General features: G+C 26.7%; 16 protein-coding genes. 5 read left to right on the top strand and 11 right to left on the bottom strand.

Translation table 11 applies throughout. The features are described 5' to 3' along the window. The first annotated feature begins 101 nt into the window (after positions 1–101). The gene (gene ahpC / locus R4K56_RS03400; protein ID WP_335757087.1) at positions 102–665 is read left to right on the top strand and encodes an alkyl hydroperoxide reductase subunit C; all 564 of its coding nucleotides are present in this window, start codon (positions 102–104) and stop codon (positions 663–665) included. 68 nt (positions 666–733) lie between these two features. Here the strand turns inward: ahpC and R4K56_RS03395 are convergent, their stop codons facing one another. Together R4K56_RS03395 and fabD are read right to left on the bottom strand one after the other, a co-directional pair. Then, entirely contained in the window at positions 734–1,375 is a 642-nt protein-coding gene (locus R4K56_RS03395) for an ankyrin repeat domain-containing protein (protein ID WP_335759871.1), read from the bottom strand. Positions 1,376–1,756: 381 nt separating this feature from the next. Next, on the bottom strand, positions 1,757–2,668 hold the full coding sequence (fabD, locus tag R4K56_RS03390) for an ACP S-malonyltransferase (protein ID WP_335757085.1): 912 nt from the start codon (positions 2,666–2,668) through the stop codon (positions 1,757–1,759). Positions 2,669–2,909: 241 nt separating this feature from the next. Here fabD and R4K56_RS03385 point away from each other — a divergent pair, with 241 nt between their 5' ends. After that, on the top strand, positions 2,910–3,788 hold the full coding sequence (locus tag R4K56_RS03385; RefSeq protein WP_335757084.1) for a cation diffusion facilitator family transporter: 879 nt from the start codon (positions 2,910–2,912) through the stop codon (positions 3,786–3,788). Positions 3,789–3,977: 189 nt separating this feature from the next. Here the strand turns inward: R4K56_RS03385 and R4K56_RS03380 are convergent, their stop codons facing one another. Genes R4K56_RS03380 through R4K56_RS03370 form a run of 3 tightly spaced genes read right to left on the bottom strand, consistent with a single transcriptional unit; the run spans position 3,978 to position 9,862 of the window. Then, on the bottom strand, positions 3,978–5,870 hold the full coding sequence (locus R4K56_RS03380; RefSeq protein ID WP_335759874.1) for a dynamin family protein: 1,893 nt from the start codon (positions 5,868–5,870) through the stop codon (positions 3,978–3,980). 21 nt (positions 5,871–5,891) lie between these two features. After that, the gene (locus tag R4K56_RS03375) at positions 5,892–8,183 is read right to left on the bottom strand and encodes a dynamin family protein (RefSeq protein WP_335771802.1); all 2,292 of its coding nucleotides are present in this window, start codon (positions 8,181–8,183) and stop codon (positions 5,892–5,894) included. A 17-nt stretch (positions 8,184–8,200) separates the two neighbouring features. Further along, entirely contained in the window at positions 8,201–9,862 is a 1,662-nt protein-coding gene (locus R4K56_RS03370; protein ID WP_335771803.1) for a dynamin family protein, read from the bottom strand. Between the two features lie 203 nt (positions 9,863–10,065). Between R4K56_RS03370 and murD the strand changes: the two genes are divergently transcribed. The 3 genes from murD to R4K56_RS03355 all read left to right on the top strand — a co-directional run bounded on the left by murD (position 10,066) and on the right by R4K56_RS03355 (position 14,993). Beyond that, a complete protein-coding gene (gene murD, locus R4K56_RS03365) occupies positions 10,066–11,481 on the top strand; it encodes a UDP-N-acetylmuramoyl-L-alanine--D-glutamate ligase (protein ID WP_335771804.1) in 1,416 nt (471 codons plus the stop codon). A 97-nt stretch (positions 11,482–11,578) separates the two neighbouring features. Then, positions 11,579–13,396, top strand: coding sequence for an ABC-F family ATP-binding cassette domain-containing protein (locus R4K56_RS03360; protein WP_335771805.1), 1,818 nt, complete (start codon positions 11,579–11,581; stop codon positions 13,394–13,396). A 16-nt stretch (positions 13,397–13,412) separates the two neighbouring features. Then, positions 13,413–14,993: an amidohydrolase gene (locus tag R4K56_RS03355; RefSeq protein ID WP_335771806.1), complete on the top strand. Its 1,581-nt coding sequence runs from the start codon at positions 13,413–13,415 to the stop codon at positions 14,991–14,993. A 106-nt stretch (positions 14,994–15,099) separates the two neighbouring features. On the opposite strand, the gene R4K56_RS03350 is transcribed toward R4K56_RS03355, so the two are convergent. From R4K56_RS03350 to R4K56_RS03325, 6 genes are all read right to left on the bottom strand, one after another. Continuing rightward, positions 15,100–15,933, bottom strand: a complete 834-nt coding sequence (locus R4K56_RS03350; RefSeq protein ID WP_335757080.1) for a carbohydrate ABC transporter permease — start codon at positions 15,931–15,933, stop codon at positions 15,100–15,102. Next, positions 15,930–16,787: a carbohydrate ABC transporter permease gene (locus tag R4K56_RS03345; RefSeq protein WP_335759880.1), complete on the bottom strand. Its 858-nt coding sequence runs from the start codon at positions 16,785–16,787 to the stop codon at positions 15,930–15,932. The genes R4K56_RS03350 and R4K56_RS03345 overlap by 4 nt, the downstream gene beginning before the upstream one ends. 110 nt (positions 16,788–16,897) lie before the next feature. After that, on the bottom strand, positions 16,898–18,232 hold the full coding sequence (locus R4K56_RS03340) for an ABC transporter substrate-binding protein (RefSeq protein ID WP_335771807.1): 1,335 nt from the start codon (positions 18,230–18,232) through the stop codon (positions 16,898–16,900). A 205-nt stretch (positions 18,233–18,437) separates the two neighbouring features. Then, positions 18,438–19,760, bottom strand: a complete 1,323-nt coding sequence (locus R4K56_RS03335; protein ID WP_335757077.1) for an ABC transporter substrate-binding protein — start codon at positions 19,758–19,760, stop codon at positions 18,438–18,440. Between the two features lie 171 nt (positions 19,761–19,931). Further along, complete coding sequence (locus R4K56_RS03330; protein WP_335771808.1) at positions 19,932–21,251, bottom strand: ABC transporter substrate-binding protein; 1,320 nt, start codon at positions 21,249–21,251, stop codon at positions 19,932–19,934. Between the two features lie 172 nt (positions 21,252–21,423). Further along, positions 21,424–22,752: an ABC transporter substrate-binding protein gene (locus R4K56_RS03325; protein WP_335771809.1), complete on the bottom strand. Its 1,329-nt coding sequence runs from the start codon at positions 22,750–22,752 to the stop codon at positions 21,424–21,426. Between the last annotated feature and the right edge of the window lie 32 nt (positions 22,753–22,784).

Below are 22,784 nucleotides of genomic sequence, written 5' to 3'. Positions count from 1 at the left end.
TTTTTTAGTAATTTTTCTCAATTTGTATTATTTTTCACTTGACAAAAACTATTATTTAGTGTATTGTTAGAGTATACGAACATTAGTAAAAGGAGTTATAAATGAGTTTAATAAATAAAAAACTTATAGATTTTAAAGTAGAAGCTTATCAAGATGGAGAATTTAAAACAGTTGAAACTAAAGATGTTTTAGGAAAATGGAGTGTATTCTTCTTTTATCCAGCAGACTTTACATTTGTATGTCCTACAGAATTAGCTGATTTAGGAACAGTATATGATGAATTAAAGAAAATTAATTGTGAAGTATATTCAGTTTCTGAAGATACACATTTTGTACACAAAGCTTGGGCAGATGCTACACCAACTATTAAAAATCTTAAATATACAATGCTAGGAGACCCAACAGGTATATTAGCTAGATTCTTTGAAGTATATGTAGAAGAAGAAGGTAAAGCATTACGCGGTAGCTTTATTGTAAACCCAGAAGGTCAAATCAAAGCTTATGAAGTACATGACATGGGAATAGGTAGAGATGCTAATGAATTATTACGTAAAGTTCAAGCTGCTCAATATGTTGCTGAACATGGAGGAGAAGTTTGTCCTGCTAAATGGAAACCAGGTGCTAGCACTTTGAAACCAGGAATTGATTTAGTTGGTAAACTATAATTATTGTAAATATACCATAAATGAAAAGGGCATATAATTAATTTTATATGTCCTTTTTTATTATAACTTTAATCAGTTAATAATTTTTCTATATTTTTAAATCCTTTAGTTTTAGCATAATATAAGGCATCATTACCGTTATTATCTTTTATATTTTTATCGGCACCATGCTTTAAAAGTAATTTCACTATTTCAACATAATTTTTACTATCATTACCTAATATTACAACTTCAAGCAAGGCTGTCCAAGATAATTTATTTATATGATTAACATTTATATCAGTATTTTCAAGTAAAAATCTAACAGTTTCTAAATGTCCTTTTTCGCATGCTGGTATTAAGGCATTTCCTCCATAAATATTAAGAACATTTATAGTATCAGCTTTTTTATATAATAATTTTAATATATCAAGCAAACCTCTGGCGCCTGCATATAAAAAAGGAGAGTTTAAATTTTCATCTTGTATATTAACATCGGCATTATTTTTTACTAAAAGCTTCACCATATTTATATCATTTTTATAAACGGCTATCATTAAAGCAGTTCTTTTTCTATTGTCTTGAATATTTATATCAATGCCATTTTTTATATATTTAGATACTGCATTAATATCACCTCTGTGTACAGCATTAAAAAAATCTGTATTTCCAAAAAGGTTTACTGATATAAATAATATTATAATTGCAGAATAATTTATAATTTTTATCATCGTTTTTTCCTATTTATTTTATTATTATTATATACTAAAAATTTTTAAGTTTGTCAATTTTTTAGTCAACTTTTTCCCGCCGCAAAAAGTTGCAAAAAGTGCAAGGATAGAATTAGTACTAAATCATACTAAAATTGTTTTACATGTAAGATAGATTATTAATTTAAGCTAAAATATAGTCCTTTTGCTTCTTTGTGGCAATACCACAGGCACTCCCTACGGTCGCAAAAGAAGTGGGGTTTGGGGCAAAGCCCCAAATATAAAACCAAAACATAAATTTATTTTTGACAAAGTATATTTGTTTAGGTATATATAAATAAGCTGATAATCAACTTTATGTCAATCATCAGCTTTTATTTTTATTTTAATATTTATCTATTATTATAAAGCAGCATTTAAAGAATCAATATCAAATACAGGTAATGCTTCAATATCAGGAGTAATTTTTTTACTCATACCAATCAATACTTTTCCAGGACCGCATTCAAATACTTTAGTAATGCCTAGCTTTTGCATATTGATCATACTGTCATACCATCTAACAGTAGAGAACATTTGTTTATATAAATTTTCTTTAATAGAGTCAAATTCATGAACTTCAGCTGTAACATTTGATAAAACTTTATTTTCATTATTATGGAATTCTATTTTTTCTAAGAATTCTTTTAAACTGTCAGCAGCAGGTTTCATAAATGGTGAATGGAAAGCACCGGATACTTTTAAAGGAAGTACTCTTTTAGCACCAGCTTCCTGAAGTTTTGGAGTAACTGCTTCAATAGCACTTAATAAACCAGATATAACTATTTGATCTTTTAAGTTATAATTAGCAGCAACAACTTCTTTATTTTCAGGCATACATTTTGCTACATCATCATAAGTTAATCCTAATACAGCAGCCATACCATAAGGAGCATCAGCACCAGCTTTAGCCATTAATAAACCTCTTGTTCTAGCGATTTTTACTGCATCTTCAAATGATATATAACCAGCAGCTGAAAGAGCAGTGATTTCTCCTAAACTATGTCCTGCAAATAAATTTCCTTTTACACCTTTAGATTTTAAAGCTTCATAAGCAGCCATACCAACTGTAACTAAAGCAGGCTGAGTATTTTCAGTCTTTTTAAGGTCTTCTTCAGTTCCTTCAAAACATAATGCTTTAATATCTACATCATCTAAAATATTAGCAGCCTTATCGAATATTGCTTTAGATTCAGCAATATTATCATATAAAGATTTTCCCATACCTACGCTTTGAGAACCTTGACCAGGAAATAGAAAAGCTATATTAGACATATTTATTCTCCTTTTAATATATTTTTTTATTAACATAATTGTTTTATAAAATATTAACAAAAAACTGCACTTTTATCAAGATATTAATTTGATTTTGATGATTCTTATATTAGTTATATTATTTTAATTAAAGTTACAACATTCTAATCTGTAAACAACAATTTATATTTCTACAATTGACATTTTATATTAAATTGATTATCTTTAAATGATAAACAATTAAAATGTTCGGAGTATTGGTATGAATATGAGTGATGAGAAAAAATCCAAATATATGATAATTGAAGGTATTGTTTCTGTTATCGTTAACATAGTATTATTTGTTTTTAAATATGCAGTAGGCGTTTTGACCGGATCTCTTTCTATTATGGCAGATGCATGGCATTCATTGAGCGACTGTATAAGCAGTGTTATTGTTATTATAGGCGGAATATTTTCTAAAAGGCCGCCTGATGAAGAACATCCATTCGGACATGGAAGAATAGAGCTTATAACAAGTTTTATAGTTGGAATAATGCTTGTATTTATAGGTTATAGTTTCTTTTCTGAAGCTATAAAAAATATTATGAATAAAAAAACAGCTTCATTTACAATGATGGCTATAATTGCTATGGTAGTTTCTATACTTATAAAAGAATTGTTGGCTCAATATTCTTTTTGGGGATATAGAAAATCAGGCTCTAAATCATTATATGCTGATGCTTGGCACCATAGAAGCGACAGTATTACATCTATAATTATATTAGTTGGTATTGTATTCGGTAAAAGTTTCTGGTGGATAGATAGTGTTTTAAGTATATTAGTTTCACTTGTAATATTTTATGCTGCTTATGATGTTATTAGATCAAGTGTAAAACCATTAATAGGTGAAAGTCCTTCAGATGATATCATAAAAGAAATAAATAATATTGCTAATGAACTTAATATAAACAGTGATTCTACTAATTTGCACCATTTTCATATACATACTTATGGGGCACATACAGAAATTACTTTCCATATGCGTTTTCCTCAAGATATGACTGTACTTGAAGCACATAAGAATGCTAGTACTTTTGAAAATGCTATTAGAGAAAAATTAAATATAGAGCCTACTATACATATAGAGGCATATAAGTAAAATATTATTAAATAAATATATTTAACATGTTTTAATATAAAAAATGTATCACATGTTAAATATATTTACCATTATTTATAGTTAATTTTATTTTTTTAATATGTAGATAAGTTAAAAAAATAATATACTAACTAAATATTTATATTGTTATTAATGCTTTTACTTAATTATAGACTATAATTTTAAGTGTTATTGTATATTAAAAATATTATTAATACATTGCATTATTTTGTTCTGAATATCATGAGAATCTGATATGTATTCATTGTATTCTTCTGTTATATTATTTATATATCTTTTTATTTCATCAATGTTTAAATTAATATTTTCTTTCTTTTTTTCTATACCTTTATCATTTTCCAAATCTTTATAATCTAGTTTAGCCCTATATGTATAAACAAGTTTTTCTAAATATGAAGTATCCAATATGTATTTATTATTAATATGTACTAATTCTTTTTTATATTTTTGACATTCATTTAAAACTTCTTCACATGTATTTCTGTAATTTTCAAATATATTATCTATTTTATTTTTTATAGTTCTATATTTTTCATTTCCATTATTAGTATTTAATATTTTTAAGAATTCATTAAAAGACATTCCATATTTAAAATTATAAAAATAATAATTATTCGTCTCTAAATTTTTTGATGTATAAGGAGTCATTCCTAAAATTTTTATATTTAATGTTTCAAATCTTTTATATAAGTCATCACAAAATTTTTTTATATCATCTTCACCCTTTTCATCAGCTCTATTACAAATTACATATATATTTATATTCTTTTTTATTTTTATTACTTCATTAATAAAGTATACACCTTTGTCAGCAATATCACCATCATCTATATTAATCACAAATATAAGATTATTAGTGTTAGAAATATATTCAATAGCTGTTTCTCTGTCTTCTTTTGTTCCTTTAGCTGGATCATACCCAGGAGTGTCTATGAAACATATATTTTTAACCTCTTTTTTTAATTTATCATTAATATAAAAATGTTTTATTATATTTTTTGGATTTAATTGATTATTATAGTCTTCTTCACTGTTATTTTTTACAGATATTTTATCAAATATTTCTTTATCAATTTTTACTTTTTTATTATTTAATGTTAAGCATTCTATAAATGCTTCATCGCTGTCTATTATATATGACGGTATAGATGTCATAGGAAGATCCCCAGTAGGAAGTGTGGTATCATTATTATTATCAAATAAAGTATTGATAAAAGATGATTTTCCAGCACTGAAGCCTCCTCCTACAGATACAATATTTTTTTGATATACATGAATATTTTTTTCTATTTCTTCTAGTTCATAATATATTTTATTAAGTTCATAAAGCATCATAAATAAAAATTTAGAAGTTTTTTGATATGAATCTATAGATATTATTTTTTTGTACTCTTCTAAATTTTTGTTGTTTTCATTTTCAGCATTTATAATATTTAATACTGAGTTCAATAAGTTTTCTACATATTGAATATGTTTATCTTTTTTTCTTATTTTTTCATTACTTTCATCTATAGTTTCATTTAAATCATTTATTTCTGATTTTTGTTTTTCTATAGATTCTGTTAAATGTTTTATTTCTGTTTTTTGTTTATCCAATCTATTATTATTTTTTTCTATCTGTCTTTTAGAAAAGTTTATATCTCTATTAAGAAATTCGATTTCTTCTTTCTGAGATTCTACTTTTTCATTAGCATTATTTAATTCTTCTTTTAGAGTTGATATATTTTTTTCTTTTATTAAAATATCATTAATTTTATCATCCACATCACATCTTAATATATTAATATCATCATCTTTTTTGTTGATTTCTTCATTTAAGTGAATAATTTTATAATTTTTTAGAATAATATTTTCTTCTGTTATTTTTAATATATCCTGCAATTTCGTAGCTTTATCATATTTTTCACTGCTGTCATTATTTAAAAGTGAATTCAAATGAGATAAATTTTTACATAAAGCTTTATTTATTCTTTTATTCTGTGATAGTATAATGTATACTATCACAGCTATTAGAATAAAAATACTTCCTGATAATATATAAAGATAAAGTATATTATTCATATTTTTACCCAATTAATAATTTTATAATATTAAATCTATTTCCCCTTTTATTTTATTCCATTTATATTTAGACTGTTTTTGATTTTCAAGCTCAAATTTTCTATTTTTTAGAATACTTTTTCTAGTATCTAATATTTCAGTATCAAAACTTATTTTCAGCAAATCTCTATTTAAAGCAGATATATTATCTTCCACAAGTAGATTGTAAAATTCTCTTTCTAATACTTTTATATATTCCTGAATTTCATTTACAAAACTTTCTGCTTCGTTATCTTTAAGTATACCTTTATTGGTAAATGGGATATCATTTTTATATTGTTTTATTTTTGAGCGATATTCATTTGTAATTGATTCTACAATATTAGATATATCTATCTCCTCAATTGTTTCATCATATTTAGTAAAAATAGGTGTTATTTTTGAAACCAAATTTTTATTTAGAGCTTGATATATTTCCATTAAAAATACTTCAAGCTGTCTGTTAAAATTATTTATATAATCATCTATAATAGCAAGAACTTCATTAGTATGAACTGTAGGATGTTTTTCAATCCATTCTTTTTTAAAAATTATCCATTCTCTTTTTGATTTTTTTTCTTCTTCGATATCCTGTGCATCTTTTGCTCCTGATTTTACTTTGGTATAAAACTTATCTAAATGCCTTTGTGCAGAATTAACTGATTCACGATACCATTCATCTATTGCTTTTTTAGCGTAAGGCTGTATATTTTTTGCTATATTAGTATAATTATTTTCTAATATTTCCAATTTAGCAACTTCTTTTTCTATTTTCATATTTTCTATATTTGATATTCTTCTTTGTGCATATTCCATTAATTTATATTGTATTTCTTCTGCATTTTCTTCGTATACATCTTCTATTTTTTCTAATTTTTCCTCGAATATTTGATCTTTTTTTTCTGCTATAGAATATAACACATTTTCTATATTTTCAATATTTGATAATAATTTTAAATATCGCATACTGCTTTCTTTTGAATCAAAATAAAGAGGGTAAGCCTCTTTCAAGTTATGAAATACTTGTTGTTCTGTTCCATCTAATTTTTCTAAATTATCATAATTTTTCATAATTATATTTGATATACTTGATGAATAGAGTACTCTTGATTTAAGATTTTTCTTTAAATCTCCAAAAATATTACCGTATCCCAAATCTTTTATATTATCTTCCAAGTAAGGATAAAAATCATTCAGTATGTTATCCAAAGCATCTTTTAAATCTCCTTTAGATTTGTCTATTACACTTTTACTGTTTAAAGAAGAATCTATCTTACTTAGGATGATGTATATTTCTCTTAATCCTTCTTTTTTTACTATTTTATTTATAACTTCTTTATCCGATTCTGTGAAAGCTTTAGTAGATCTTGTTAGTATAAATACAGCCTCACATTTTTTTAATAGTTCTGCTGTTTTTTTGTTTCTAGATTCTATAGGGTCATTAAATCCCGGAGTATCTATGATATTAATTTTTTTTAATTTTTCTGCATTCAGATATAAATTCATACTTTTAACGAAAGGAGTATATTCACCATTAGCACCTACATATTTTTTTAATTCACTTGATACTTCTTCTATATTATTAAAATCAATTCTTTCTTTACCTTTTGATAATATTTTATTAAAAATTTGATTTTTGTTATCTTTTATTTTGTTCATTTCATTGTAGTTTTCATATCCTGATGCTAAATGTTCATTTTCTTTTTTTAATTCTTCAAAACATTCTTTTTTAATTTTTTCTTTATCAATATTATTATTTACTTCATTATTATTTTTTCTTTCTCCCAAAACCATATTTATGAAAGAGCCTGTTAAACTTTCATTAGAATTAATGGCTCTTTCTTTTTCTTTGATTTTTTCTTCTACTTTTTTATTTAGAATATTTTCAAAATCATCATGTACTTTTTTATATGTCTTAATATCTTCTTCTGTTACAAAATCTATTTCAATATAATTTTGTTCTGAATATTTCATATATGTTAAGGCTGCTGTCATAGGAGTAACTGATTTAGGTAAAATATTTTTTCCTTCAAATAATAATGAGTTTAAAAGGGATGATTTTCCTGCTTTCATAACTCCTATTATCCCTAAATTTAAAGCTCTGTCCATATTTATCTGATTGTTAATATCTTCCTCTATGGTTTTTTCACTTGCGAATTTGTAATTATTACATAAATTTTTTATAGTAATACAAAATTCTTCATCATCAGCATGATTATCATATAGAGTATCTATATTCTTTTTTATATTTAATATTTTTTCTTTTATTTCATTTATACGTTCATTACTAATCATTTTTATATCCTTAAAAATTATTCATATAGGCAAGATGAAATCTCATCAATTTTATATATATTGCTTTGAAGTTTTGATATTATTTTATCTATATTTCCATTTTTATTTATTTGCTTTTCTACTTCTTCTATTTCTTCTTTTTTTCTTCTTAATTCTTCATCGAATGAAGATGATAAATTTTCTATACTAACTTTATTATTTTCTTTAATAATTTTTGTAATTTCTATTTTTAATTCTCTTTTTATACGAGTTAAATCATCTATAATTTTTTCTTTAACATTTTCTTTATAATTTTTTTCCTGAATAATGCCAAAGCATAGATTAAGTATTTCTGGTAAAAATACTATTAATATTTCTATTAATGGATTTACAACATTAGTTAAAATAGCTAATGTTGATGTTATTAATTTATATTTATTTTTAGTATCATCATCAGCTACTATTTTAGGAATTTTGATGTTATCTTTATATTTATCAAGATTCATTTCTATTTTTTTTATAAAATTAGGAATATTATAATTTGCTAAAACTTCGTCTAGACTTTTTATGTCTTTTGAAATTTCAGCCCCTATATCTAAATTAATATTATTTAACACATCATTTGTTTTTTCTATAAGAATAGGCTGAATTATATTTGATAATTCTTTTTGCAGTTTTATAGAATTTCCTTCAAGAGCCAAATTAACAATATAATCTATATTATTATCTAATTCCTTGCTGATCTCTTTTAGTATTTTGTTTACCTCATTTTCATAACTTTTATTTTTTTCATCTTCTATTAGTTCAGCTTTTTTACGTTCTATTTTATTAATTGCTTCTTCTAATTCTCTTATAACATATTCATTTGATTTTTTATCCTTTTTTAAAGCTGAAATTTTTATGTTTATAGAAGATTTTAAATCATATATAGTATCTTTTATAGGCTCTAAATAAATATTGCTAAATATATTTTCTATATTTAATTTATTAATAAAAGAATCAAATATATTAATATCTTTTATGCTGATAGTTTCTATATTTTTATTTATTGAAATAGATTTTAAAGTTTTTTTCATTTTATCTTTTGTAAGTTCAATATCTTCTTTACCATAAAATTCTGTTTTTGTAATAAAAATAGAAAAATCTTTATTAAAGTTTATTATGTTTTTTATTTGAGTAATTAATGATTTAGTAATTTCTCCTTCTTCCATTGAAGAAAGAACTATATAATAAATTCCTTTATTCAAATAACTTATTATAGATTTATTATGATTTTCTGAAGGTGAGTCAAAACCAGGCATATCTACCAATATTATAGGAGATATTTTTTTTAAATTTTCACTATTAATATATCTTTTTATATAAGAATAATTTTTGACATTTTCTTTACTTAAATCATATATTTCTATCTCATTTCCGTTTTTATCAACAGCTATATTATATTCTTTTTCGCTGTAATATAATTCTGTAGCAACAGCTGTTTCTGGCAATTCATTAGTTTTTAATATATCTTTGCCAATAAAGTGGTTCAAAAGTGTACTTTTACCAGCACTGAAATCTCCTACTATTGGTATTAAGAATTTTGTATTATTTATTATATTTATAAAAAATGATATATTTTTATAATCTATATCCGAATCTTTAGAAATTGATTCTAATTGCTCTAATATATCAATAAATTTTTTCTGATTATTTATCATATAAAGCCTCTTTATTTTTATAATAATATATAAAATTATATCATGTATGTATTGTTTTTACAATATATTGTTTTATAATAATTGGTATAAAAAAATAATATATGTTGTATTTTTGTTGTAATTATTTTATAGTAATGAAAAATGATTTAAATTTATTATTCTTTTGTTATAATAGAAGTAACATAATTTTTTTGGTGTAAAAGATGATTTTAGATTTAAATAAGACATATATAAAAGTATTAAAAAAACAAAATATTTTGATATTAGGTGCTACAGTTAGAAGCGGAGTAAGTATAGCAAATGTTTTATATGACATCAATACTAATATGGATGTTAATATAAAATATGCTTTAAGTGACAGTAAAACAGAGGAAGAACTCCAAGAAAGTATACAAGCATTAAAAGATAAAGATGCTAAACTTTTTTTTGGTAATCAGGAATTATCTATTTTAGATGATATTACACTTATTATAATATCTCCGGGTGTTCCTCAAAGCATACCATTAGTAGTTGAAGCAAAAAGGAGAGGCATAAAAATTATAGGCGAAATTGAATTTGCTTATAATTTATTGCCTAATAGAAACTATATTGCAGTAACTGGTACAGATGGAAAAACAACAACAGTTACACTTATTCATAAAATAATAAGTTCATATAAAAAAGCAAAACTTGTAGGTAATGTTGGAAATACTTTTTCTAAAGAAATAGAAAGCATAGAGGAAGATGAGGATATAGTATTAGAGTTATCTAGTTTTCAATTAGAAACCCTTGAGAAATTTCATGCTCATATAGCAGCAATACTTAATATAGCAGAGGATCATCTTGACAGATATGCAAATATAGATGAATATTTTAATGCTAAAAAGAATATAAGTATTAATCAGAATAAAAATGATTTTCTTATATTAAATTATGATAATATATATACAAATATTTATTATAATGAACTTAATAACAATTGCAAAATGAAGCTTTTGACATTCTCTTTAAAAAGTAAATTTGCTACTGTATATTATAATGAAGAAGATGAATATATATATTATGAAAATGAAAAATTATTTTCTATAAAAGACAGAAAAGTAATAGGTAAACATAATGTAGCAAATATATTGGCAGCAGTTTTAGTATGTTTAAAAAACGATATACCGGTAGAGCATATAGAACATGTTGTTAATAATTTTAACGGCATAGAACATAGAGTTGAGCTTGTTGCCACTATAAATGGAGTAAAATATATTAATGATTCTAAAGCCACATCAATGAATGCTGTTATGAGTGCTTTGAAATCTTTTGATAATAATATAATACTTATAATGGGCGGACGCAATAAGAATATAGATTTTTCATCATTAAATAATCTCATAGAAAGCAGAGTTAAAAAACTTATTCTTATTGGAGAGGCAGCTGAGGCACTAAATGATATGATTCGTTTTGAGAATAAAATAATTATTAAAGATATTACAGATGCCTTTAATTATGCTTCTGCTATATCAATCAATGGTGATACAGTTTTATTATCTCCTGGATGTACTAGTTTTGATATGTTTAAAAATTACGAGGAAAGGGGAAAATATTTCAAGAGTTTAGTTTATAAACTTGATACCATTACAAAAGAATAATTAAAAATTAATCAAAAATAATTCATTATTATATTTGAATATTTTTTAAAATTATTATAGAATTATTCACTAATTATAAAGAAGATTTGAAAATATTATGGCTAGAAGTATAATAAATATAGTAAATATATCTAAAAGATTTGTTCATAAAGTTTTGCTTGACGGCGTAAATTTACTTATAGAGGAAAAATCCAAAATAGGTATGATAGGGCGCAATGGAGCAGGTAAAACTACTCTTTTAAAAATTCTTATGGGGATTGAAGATCCTGATGACGGAGAAATAGTATTTTCAGATGATGTAAGAATTGGTTATTTGCGTCAGCAGGGTGATTTTGATGATAATGAAAAAGTAATAGATTATCTTACAAGAGTTACATCAAAAGAATCTTGGAAATGTTCAAAAATAGCCAGCCGATTTGGCATAGACCATATTAAAATAAATTATAATTTGGGAAGTTTATCAAGCGGTTATAGAATGAGAGTAAAACTTTCAGAAATGATGCTTTATGAACCAAATTTCTTAATATTGGACGAACCTTCAAACTTTTTGGATTTGAATACATTAATAGATTTAGAAAATTTTTTAATGGATTATAATGGAGGCTTTTTAATTGTTTCTCACGATAGAGAGTTTTTGAAAACTACTTGTGATAAAACTGTAGAAATGGAAAACGGAAAGTTAACATATTTTCCAGGAAATATAGAAGATTATTTTGAATATAAAGAAGAAAAAGAATATACAATAAAAAAGTATAATAAGAATGTTGAAGAAAGAAAGGCTCATTTAGAGAGATTTGTAGAAAGATTCAGATATAAAGCTACAAAAGCAAAAGCAGTACAATCACGTATAAAACAAATAGAGAAATTAAAAACTATAGAAATAAATCACCCGGCAAAGAATGTTAGAATAAAACTTCCAGAGGTGCCGGAAAAGAAAGGTTTTGCGCTTATTTCAGATGATTTAGCTGTTGGGTATGGTGATAAAATAGTAGCTAAAAGCGGACGTATAGAAATAGCAAGAGGAAGTAGGGTAGCAGTACTTGGTCAGAACGGAGAAGGTAAAACTACTTTTTTAAGAACTATAGCAGGAAGACTTAATCCAGTATCAGGTACTTATAATTATTCTTATGGTATAAAGATAGCGTATTTTGGTGAAGATACTTATAAAAATGTAACTTCTAATGATACAGTATTATCATATCTTAAAAAGAATGCTAAACAAGGATTATTAACTCAGGAACTTTTAACACTTTTAGGAAGTTTTTTATTTTCCGGTGATGATGTTAATAAAGATGTTAAAGTGTTAAGCGGAGGAGAGATGGCAAGATTATCTCTTTTGGCTGCTATTACACAATGTGCTGATGTTCTTATATTAGACGAACCTACAAACCATTTGGATTTTGAAACAGTTGAGGCACTTGCTAATTCTTTGAGAGATTACGGCGGAACAATATTCTTTACATCGCATGATAGAACATTTGCTAGTTTGCTCGCTGATACAATAATAGAAGTTAAAGACAAAAAACTTTCTCTTTATTCAGGAGATTATGAAGCTTATGTTTATAGAGTAAGACTTGATGCTTTGGAAGAAGAAGAAAAAGAACTTGAGTATCAGGCAAATAATAACAAAGAAAATGTAAGTAATGAAGATAAAAACAATAATAGCTATGAAGAAAGAAAAAAAATCAGAAATAAACTTTCTAAATGCGAATCATTGTTAAAAAAATATGAAAAGCAAATAGAAGATTATAAAAAAGAAGAAGCTGAAATATTGAAATTTTTTGAAACTTCTTCTAGCTATGATGATGAAAAAAGCAAACGTTTATTGGAAGTAAAAAAATTAATAGAAGAAACAGAGAATGAATGGCTCTTAGTCAATGAAGATATAGATAATATAAAGTCTATGTTACAATAAATAAAAGGAGGACTGAATGAGAATTTTTAAGAATGCTAAAATTTATTCTATGGATAAAAACGATAGTGTTTATGAAGCTCTTGCAGTTGAGAACGGAAGAATTTCTTTTGCTGGAACTAATGAAGAAGTATTAAAAAAATATCCAAATGCTGAAGAAGTAATTGATTTAGAAGGAAATACAGTAATACCAGGTTTTAATGACAGCAGTGTTAATTTAGTTGGTTATGCACGTTTTAATACTATGCTTGATTTAAGTGAATGCGAATCTATAAGACAAGTAATAGAACTTGCTCAAAAAGCTGAACAATATGAAGGCTGGATTATAGGCTGGGGCTGGAATCAGGATTATTTTGAAGAACAAAGAATGCTTAATAAAAAAGATTTAGATGAGATATCCAGTGAAATTCCAGTTGCTTTTAGAAGATGCTGCGGTGAAATGATAGTTGCTAATAGTAAGGCCCTTGAAATATGCGGCATTACAGATGAAATGTCATCAGATAGTATAGATTTTGAAAATGGTTTAATCAGTTCTAAAGATATGTTTTTGATTTTATCAAAGATTAAATCATTAGAAATAGATACTTTAAAATCAATAATATTAGATGCTCAGGAAAGATTCTTCAAAATGGGTATTACTTCAATACAAACAGACGATTTAAGAAGTTTGCCGGATTTTGATTATAGAAAAATTATAGATGCTTATCAAAAATTACATAGAGAGAAAAAATTAAAAATAAGAGTTTGTGAACATGCTCAATTTATAAATAAAAAAGATATAGATGATTTTAGACAATACTACTATTATCAATATATAAATGATGATAGATTTAAAGTATCACGTATTAAACTTGTTATAGATGGCGGTATAGGTTCAAGAACAGCATTTTTAAGAGATGATTATAATGATCTTTCAGGATTTAGAGGTGTTACTCAGTATAATCAGGAAGAACTTGATGATTTAGTAAGCTATGCTAATAGTTTGGATTACTCTCTTGCTATACAGGCTACAGGCGATGGTGCTATAGAAATGGCATTAAATTCTATAGAAAAAATAAAAGATACTAAAAATTTCAAATATAGAAGAAATGGATTAGTTTATTGTCAAATAACAGATAAAGATTTATTTGAAAGAATGAAAGAATTAAATGTAGGTATATATTATCAGCCTATATTCCTTCATAATGATATGCATATTGCTGAGGAGAGAGTAGGTAAGGAGAAAGCTTCTACAAGTTATGCTTATAAGACAGCTATGGATATGGGAGTTAATGTGGCATTTGGTTCTGCAGGTTTCGTTGATGGCATAAGTGTTATGGAAGGTATATACTGTGCGGTTAATAGACAAGACTTGAATGGCTGGCCTGAAGGCGGTTGGATGCCTCAAGAAAAACTTACTGTTAAAGAAGCAGTTTATTTGTATACTATGGGAAGTGCTTATATGTCTTCTGAAGATAATGTTAAAGGAAGTATAGAAGAAGATAAATTAGCTGACTTTATAGTATTAGACAGAGATATATTTGAAGTAGATACACAAGAAATAAAAGATATAAAAGTATTAAAAACTATAGTTGATGGTGATATAGTTTATAGTGCTTGATTTTGATTATATTTCATAATTAAAAAGGATTTAGTAAGTAATTTACTAAATCCTTTTATTTTATACATCAAACTAAATTAATTGATTAAAATTATTCTTTAATTAATTATTCTTTTACAGCACCGCCAGTCAAACCAGATATAAAGTGTTTTTGTAATGCCAAGAATACAGCCATTATAGGAACAACAGCAAATATTGCACCTACCATTATTTGTCCGTAGTCTATTCTAGTATCAGATTTTAATTGAGCCAATGCTACAGGCAAAGTGAATTTTTCTGGAGTATTTAATATAATCAATGGCCAAGTGAAGTTAGTCCATTGAGCAACAAACATATATATACCTAAAGCAGTTAAAGCAGGAACCATTAAAGGCATAACTATTTTTAAGAATATAGTCCATTCATTAGCTCCGTCTATTCTAGCTGCTTCTATTAATGTATCTGGTACAGAATGGAAATTTTGTCTCATTAAGAATATACCGAAAGCACCAGCTATATCAGGTAATATTATAGCCAAGTGAGTATCTTGTATATTTAAAGTAGTCATCATTCTGTATAAAGGAACCAATTTAGCATGAGCTGGCAACATCATAGTAAGCATTATGATTATAAATACTATATTTCTTCCTTTGTAGTTAAATTTAGAAATTGAGTATGCAGCCATAGAACATACAAGTAAGTTGATTAATGTGTATATAGCAGCTATTTTGAATGAATTAAATAATGCATTCCAAATAGGTATTCTTTCTTGTAAATTTTTAAGGTTTTCAAAGAAATTATCACCAAAAGTTATAGGAGGCGGAAATAAGAATATATCACCAGATACCCTTGTTGAAGCTATCAACATGAAAAATAGCGGATAAACACAAGCTATCATTCCTATTGATAGTACTATGTATAATATTATTCTAGTTATTTTTTGCTGTTTTGCATTTGTCATTTTTTATCCCCTCCAAATTTTAATTGTAATCTAGAAAGAAGTCCAACTATTACAAGTATTGCTACAGATATTGTTGCGGCATAAGTCAAATTAACTGATTGGAATGCCTGTCTGTATATGTATAATCCTAAACTTATAGTAGAGTTGTTAGGGCCTCCATTAGTCAACAAGTAAGGTTCAGTGAATAAGTTTAGAGTACCTATAGTTGATAATATTGTTGAGAATAATATAACAGGTTTAAGCATTGGTATTGTTATATGTATGAACTGCTGTATAGCATTAGCACCATCTATTCTAGCAGCTTCATAATAATCATCTGGTATTCCTTGAAGCCCTGCCAATATTATTATCATATTGTATCCAGTCCATCTCCAAGTCATTATAAGCATTATTACTATTCTTGCAGGCCAAGTCTGTGTTAACCACATAACAGGTCCAAGATGGAATAAAGATAATATATAATTAACTACACCTCTTTCTTGGAATAACAATACGAACATTAAACTATAAGCAACTGATTCTACAATAAATGGTATAAAGAAAACAGTTCTGAATAAACCTTTTAATTTAGTAATTCCTTTATGTAAAGCTATAGATAATAATATAGCTAATATTGTCATTATTGGAACTTGTATAAGTAAATATATAAGTGAATTTTTTAGAGAAACATAAAAATATTGGTCGGATAAAAGTCTTTTAAAATTATCAATACCATTAAAAACTAGATGTCCTCTTGTTTGTGTCATAAAGCTTAAGAATATTGTTTCTATAAGCGGATATATACTAAAACATAGTATGAATACTAAAGCTGGAGCAATAAACAGCCAAGGAGTAATATTTTTTTTGATTTTCATAATGCTACCATCCTTATATTATGAAGAATATAAATTAATATAATAATTTGTATTTCATACGGTATTAAAATTATATATTTAATACCGCATGAATTGTGAATTATAGATTTTTATTTATCTATAATAGTTCTTCCAGTTATACTGTTTGCTTGTTGAGCAGCAGCATCTAAAGTTTCTTTTATATCAGAGTTATTATTAATGATTTCTTCATAAGCACTTACTGCTACGTTTCTTAAATCAGAATAGTCATCTGAATTATATAAAGCAGGAGGTATATTTTTAGTTATCTCACCTAATAATTCATTATAATTTTGATTGCCGAAATAAGGATCAGGCTGTTTAAATCTTTCATCTTCATAAGCAGGAAGATATGAAGGGAATAAACCATATTTTTCATACATTAAAAGCTGGCTGTCAGTATTAAGTAAAGAATGTTCTACGAAAGCCCAAGCAGCAGCTTGTTTTATAGGATCAGTAGCAGTTACAGTTAAAGTAGAACCGCCTAAAGAAGAAGCTCTAACACCGCCTTTAGTGTAAGCAGGCATTTCCATAGCTTTCCATTTACCTTTCATTTCAGGCATTTGGTCTTTCATAGTACCGCCCCACCAGCCGCCGTTGAAGCTTATAGCTATTTCACCATTTTTATGAGCTCTTATTCCAGTATCCCAGTTTACAGTATTTAATACTAAACCTTCATCTATAAGTCTTCTAACCATTTGCATACTTTCTATAGCTCTTGGTGAAGATAATGTAATATTTCCATTTGTATCAAGATAGTAAGTATTATTTTGAACCATTAAAGTTCTCCATATACCATCATCTTGAGTAAAGCTGAATCCTAATAATTTAACATTAGGTAATTTAGCTTGTAAATCTTTACCAGCTTTTATTAAATCATCATAAGTTTCAATAGTATTTACATCTATTCCAGCTTGTTTAAATAAATCTTCTCTATAATAAACTACAACAGGGCCTGAATCCCAAGGTATTGAAGTTAATCTTCCTTCAGTATCATAACTTGTAGGTACTTTTGAAGGGTCTACTTTAGAATCTATATCAGCAGGAGCTAGAGTTTTTAAATCTAAAAATCTTTGTGGATAAGTTTCTACATAAGTTTGAATGAAATCGCTTTCGATTTGCATTACATCTGGTATTCCTTGACCAGAAGAAAGTACAACACCAGCTTTTTCATATAATTGAGGTGGTCCGCCAAATTCTTGTACATTGATTTTGATTTTAGGGTATTTTTCATTGAATGTTTTTGCTGTTTCAATTAAAGCTTTAGCTGCAACATTCCAACCCCAAACATTAAGTTCGGTTTCAGTGTTTGCATCTATTGTTGGTAAATCAACAACTGTTTGTTCTGTTTTGTTGCCGCCGGAACAAGCAGATATCATAATTGTAACCGATACCAACAATAGGAAAATTGAAAGTTTCTTAATCATAAAAATTCTCCTATTTATTATTTATACACTATATTATAGTAATAATTGAAGAAAAATCAATTTTAAATATGAAAAATATGACTAAAATGATTTGTTATGTTTGATATGTATGATATTATTGTTTTAGCGAATCATTTAATATAAAAAAAGCGTCTAACAATATAGTGTATATTATTAGACGCAGCTATTATATTTTAGCTATATTTTATTTAGCTATGCTTCTTCCAGTAGAACTGCTTATTTGATTAGCAGCATCATTTAATGCAGCAGCTATATCTTTATTATTGTTTAATACATCTTCATAAGTACTTACAACTGTATTTCTAACTTCAGCAAAGTCATCAGAATTGTATATAACATTAGGTATTTGTTTAGTTACATCTGCCAATATTTTATTGAAATTATCTCCAAAATATTCATCAGCTTTCAAGAATCTAGGATCATCATAAGCAGGTAAATAAGATGGGAATAAACTGAATTGTTCATACATCATAAGTTGATTGTCCACATCCATTAAACTATATTTTATGAATTCTAAAGCAGCAGCTTGTTTAACAGGGTCAGTAGCTGTTATTGATAATCCAGCACCGCCAGATGAAGAAGCTCTAGCAGCATCTTTATTAATAGCAGGTATAGGCATAATTCCCCATTTACCTTTCATTTCAGGCATTTGGTCTTTTATAGTACCGCCCCACCAGCCGCCAATTATATATGAAGCAACTTCTCCATTTTTGTTGGCAACTATAGAACCGTCCCAGTTAACAACGTTTTTAGCAACTCCTTCATCTATAAGTCTTTTTACCATTTGAAGAGTTTCTATTGCTTTTGGAGAAGCAACTGTTATTTCACCTTTGCTATTTAAATAATATGATTTATTTGCTATCAATAATGCTCTGTATAAATTTTCATCTTGAGTAAAAGGTAAGCCAGTCATATATACATTAGGGAATTTTTCTTGTAATTTTTTACCAGCAGCAATGTAGTCATCAAAAGTTACTATTGCATTAGGGTCTATTCCAGCTTCTTTAAATAAATCAACTCTATAGAACATAACTACAGGGCCAGAATCCCAAGGTATAGATACTAATTTTCCTGTACTGTCATAGCTTGAAGCGATTTTTGAAGGGTCTACAACACCATCAATTTTTATATAATCTTTCATATCAAAGAAGTATTGTGGATAATTTTCTGCATAAGTCTGTATATAATCACTTTCTATTTGTATAACATCAGGTACGCCATTTCCAGAAGATAATATTACTCCATATCTTTCATATACATTTTGAGCTAAACCAAATTCTTGTACATTTACTTTGATTTTTGGATATTTTTCGCTAAATGTTTTTGCTGTTTCCATCAAAGCTTTAGCAGCAACATTCCAAGCCCATACTGTAATTTCAGTTTCAGTGTTAGCATCTATTGTAGGAAGAGCAACACTTTTTTCTTCTGAAGCTTTGTTTCCAGAACATGATAACATAACTATTGCAGTTAATACTAACAATGCTCTAGTAAAAAAATTCTTTACCATAAGAACTCCTTTTTATTTGATAAGTTTATGACTACATATTAATGATATTTATAAAAAAAATCAATTTTAAATATGAAAAAAATGTAAGTTATTTCTATTATTTTTGTAGAATAATAAAAAAGCGTCCAATATTTCAATATCAGACGCTTTCATTATATTTTTTAGTTATTATTATTTAGCTATTTTTCTTCCAGTAGAACTGCTTATTTGATCAGCAGCATTTTGTAAAGTTTTTTTTATATCAGCATTATTGTTTAGAATTTCTTCATAAGTGCTCATAGAAATACTTCTAATTTCAGCGTAGTCTTTTGTTGTATATATTACTTGAGGTATTTCTTTTGTTATATTTGCTAAAATTTTGTTATATTCATCTCCAAAGTAATCATCAGACTTTAAGAATCTTGGATCATCATAAACTGGAAGGTATGAAGGGAATAAACCATATTTTTCATACATTAATATTTGATTATCAACATCCATTAATGTTTGTTTTATAAATTCTATAGCTGCAGCTTGTTTTATAGGGTCTGTAGCAGTAACTGTTAAATCAGAACCTCCTAAAGAAGAAGCTCTAACACCGCCTTTAGTGTAAGCAGGCATAGGCATAATAGCCCATTTACCTTTCATTTCAGGCATTTGGTCTTTTATAGTACCGCCCCACCAGCCGCCAATTATATAAGAAGCTATATTTCCATTTTTATTTGCCATAATAGAACTATCCCAGTTAACAGTATTCATTGCTATGCCTTCATCTATAAATCTTTTTAACATAGAAATACTTTCATTTGCTTTTTTAGTTGAAATTGTAATTTCTCCATTAGAGTTTAAGAAGTATACTTCATTCTGTACTAAAAGACATCTCCATAAATTATCATCTTTACTATAAGGAAAACCAGTCATTTTTACTTCAGGGAATTTTTCTTGTAATTTTTTACCAGCAGCAATATAGTCATCATAAGTTTCTATAGAATTAGGATCTATTCCAGCTTCTTTAAATAAATCTGTTCTATAAAACATAGCTACAGGACCAGAATCCCAAGGTATAGATACTAATCTTCCTTCACTGTCATAGCTTGTTGAAATTTTAGATGGGTCTACTTTACCTTCAATATCTATATAGTTTTTGAAATCAAAGAATCTTTGAGGATAAGTTTCTGTATATGTTTGAACATAATCACTTTCCATTTGCATTATATCAGGTATTTCTTTTCCAGATGCTAATACAACACCATATTTTTCATAAGCTTGTACGCCGCCAAATTCTTGAACATTAACTTTTATTTTTGGGTACTTTTGCATAAAAATATCTGCCATTTCTTTTAATGCTCTAGCAGCAACATTCCAACCCCATATTTCTAATTCAGTTTCGGTGTTAGCGTCTATTGTAGGAAGCTCAACATTTTGCTGCTGTACAGTTTTGTTTCCAGAACATGATAAGATAACTATTGCAGTTAATACTAACAATGCTCTAGTAAAAAAATTCTTTGCCATAAAAAACTCCTATTTTATTTTTATAAGTTTATATACTATATTAATAGTATTTATAAAAAAATCAATTTCAAATATGAAAAAATATAATTTTGTCTATATTAATTTTATTAATGCAATAAAAAAGCGTCCAATATTTCAATATCAGACGCTTTCATTATATTTTTAGCTATTATTATTTAGCTATTTTTCTTCCTGTAGCACTGCTTATTTGCTGAGCTGAATCTTGTAAAGTTTTTTCTATATCAGCATTATTATTTAAAATAGCTTCATAAGCACCTACACAAATATTTCTAACTTCAGAATAATCAGAAGAAGTGTATATTGCAGCAGGTATTTCTTTAGTTATTTGACCTAACATTTGATTGAATCCTTCTCCAAAATACTCGTCAGCTTCTTGGAATCTAGGATCATCATAAACAGGTAAATAAGATGGGAATAATCCATAGTTTTTATACATTAATATTTGATTGTCAACATTTAATAATGAATGTTCTACAAAAGCCCAAGCAGCAGCTTGTTTAACAGGATCAGAAGCAGTTATAGTTAAAGTAGAACCTCCATGAGAAGAAGCTCTAACGCCGCCTTTAGTATAAGCAGGCATAGGCATAATTCCCCATTTACCTTTCATTTCAGGCATTTGGTCTTTTATAGTACCAGCCCACCAAGCACCAGACATATAAGTAGCTACCTCTCCGCTTTTATTAGCTCTTATTGAACCGTCCCAGTTAACAGTATTAACCATTATACCTTCATCAGCAAAACTTCTTAATACTTTTGTAGCTTCTATTGTTTTTGGAGATGCTATAGTTATTTCACCATTTTTGTTTAGATAATAAGTGTCATTTTGAACCATCATATTTCTCCAAACTCCGTCATCTTGTATATACATATTACCAAAGAATTTCATGTTAGGAAATTTTTCTTGGAATTTTTTACCAGCAGCAATATAGTCATCATAAGTTTCTATAGAATTAGGATCTATACCAGCTTCTTTAAATAAATCAGCTCTATAGAACATAACTACAGGACCAGAATCCCAAGTTATAGCAACTAATTTTCCTGTAGTATCATAGCTAGTTGATACTTTAGATGGATCTACTTTAGTATCTATGTCTGCAGGTGCCAATGATTTTAAATCTAAGAAATGCTGAGGATAATTTTCAGCATAAGTTTGTACATAGTCGCTTTCTAATTGCATTATATCTGGAACACCTTGACCAGAAGAAAGTACAACACCAGCTTTCTCATATAATTGACCGGCACCGCCAAATTCTTGTACTGTAATTTTTATTTTTGGATATTTTTCATTGAATGTTTTTGCAGTTTCTTCTAAAGCTTTAGCAGCAACATTCCAACCCCAAACGATAAGTTCTGTTTCTGTATTTTCATCTATTGTAGGTAATTCAACAGCTTTAGTTTCTGTTTTTTTATTACCGCCGCCACATGAAAAAAGAAATATAGAGAATAAAAGAACTAGAAAAACATTTAGATAATGTCTCATATAATAACTCCTTGATTTTTTATATCATTTTT

Source organism: Brachyspira pulli, from assembly GCF_036997785.1.
GTDB classification, from domain to species: Bacteria; Spirochaetota; Brachyspiria; order Brachyspirales; family Brachyspiraceae; genus Brachyspira; species Brachyspira pulli.
Note: the sequence above shows the minus strand (reverse complement) of the source record. Positions and strands in the feature narration are given on the sequence as shown.

Excerpts from the sequence above, each read along its gene's own strand:
- R4K56_RS03360 (WP_335771805.1), top strand. The coding sequence starts at position 11,579 with ATGGCTAGAAGTATAATAAATATAGTAAATATATCTAAAAGATTTGTT.
- ahpC (WP_335757087.1), top strand. The coding sequence starts at position 102 with ATGAGTTTAATAAATAAAAAACTTATAGATTTTAAAGTAGAAGCTTAT.
- R4K56_RS03380 (WP_335759874.1), bottom strand. The coding sequence starts at position 5,870 with ATGAATAATATACTTTATCTTTATATATTATCAGGAAGTATTTTTATT.
- R4K56_RS03340 (WP_335771807.1), bottom strand. The coding sequence starts at position 18,232 with ATGATTAAGAAACTTTCAATTTTCCTATTGTTGGTATCGGTTACAATT.
- R4K56_RS03370 (WP_335771803.1), bottom strand. The coding sequence starts at position 9,862 with ATGATAAATAATCAGAAAAAATTTATTGATATATTAGAGCAATTAGAA.
- R4K56_RS03330 (WP_335771808.1), bottom strand. The coding sequence starts at position 21,251 with ATGGCAAAGAATTTTTTTACTAGAGCATTGTTAGTATTAACTGCAATA.
- murD (WP_335771804.1), top strand. The coding sequence starts at position 10,066 with ATGATTTTAGATTTAAATAAGACATATATAAAAGTATTAAAAAAACAA.
- R4K56_RS03385 (WP_335757084.1), top strand. The coding sequence starts at position 2,910 with ATGAATATGAGTGATGAGAAAAAATCCAAATATATGATAATTGAAGGT.
- R4K56_RS03355 (WP_335771806.1), top strand. The coding sequence starts at position 13,413 with ATGAGAATTTTTAAGAATGCTAAAATTTATTCTATGGATAAAAACGAT.
- R4K56_RS03350 (WP_335757080.1), bottom strand. The coding sequence starts at position 15,933 with ATGACAAATGCAAAACAGCAAAAAATAACTAGAATAATATTATACATA.
- R4K56_RS03395 (WP_335759871.1), bottom strand. The coding sequence starts at position 1,375 with ATGATAAAAATTATAAATTATTCTGCAATTATAATATTATTTATATCA.
- R4K56_RS03325 (WP_335771809.1), bottom strand. The coding sequence starts at position 22,752 with ATGAGACATTATCTAAATGTTTTTCTAGTTCTTTTATTCTCTATATTT.
- R4K56_RS03345 (WP_335759880.1), bottom strand. The coding sequence starts at position 16,787 with ATGAAAATCAAAAAAAATATTACTCCTTGGCTGTTTATTGCTCCAGCT.
- fabD (WP_335757085.1), bottom strand. The coding sequence starts at position 2,668 with ATGTCTAATATAGCTTTTCTATTTCCTGGTCAAGGTTCTCAAAGCGTA.
- R4K56_RS03375 (WP_335771802.1), bottom strand. The coding sequence starts at position 8,183 with ATGATTAGTAATGAACGTATAAATGAAATAAAAGAAAAAATATTAAAT.
- R4K56_RS03335 (WP_335757077.1), bottom strand. The coding sequence starts at position 19,760 with ATGGTAAAGAATTTTTTTACTAGAGCATTGTTAGTATTAACTGCAATA.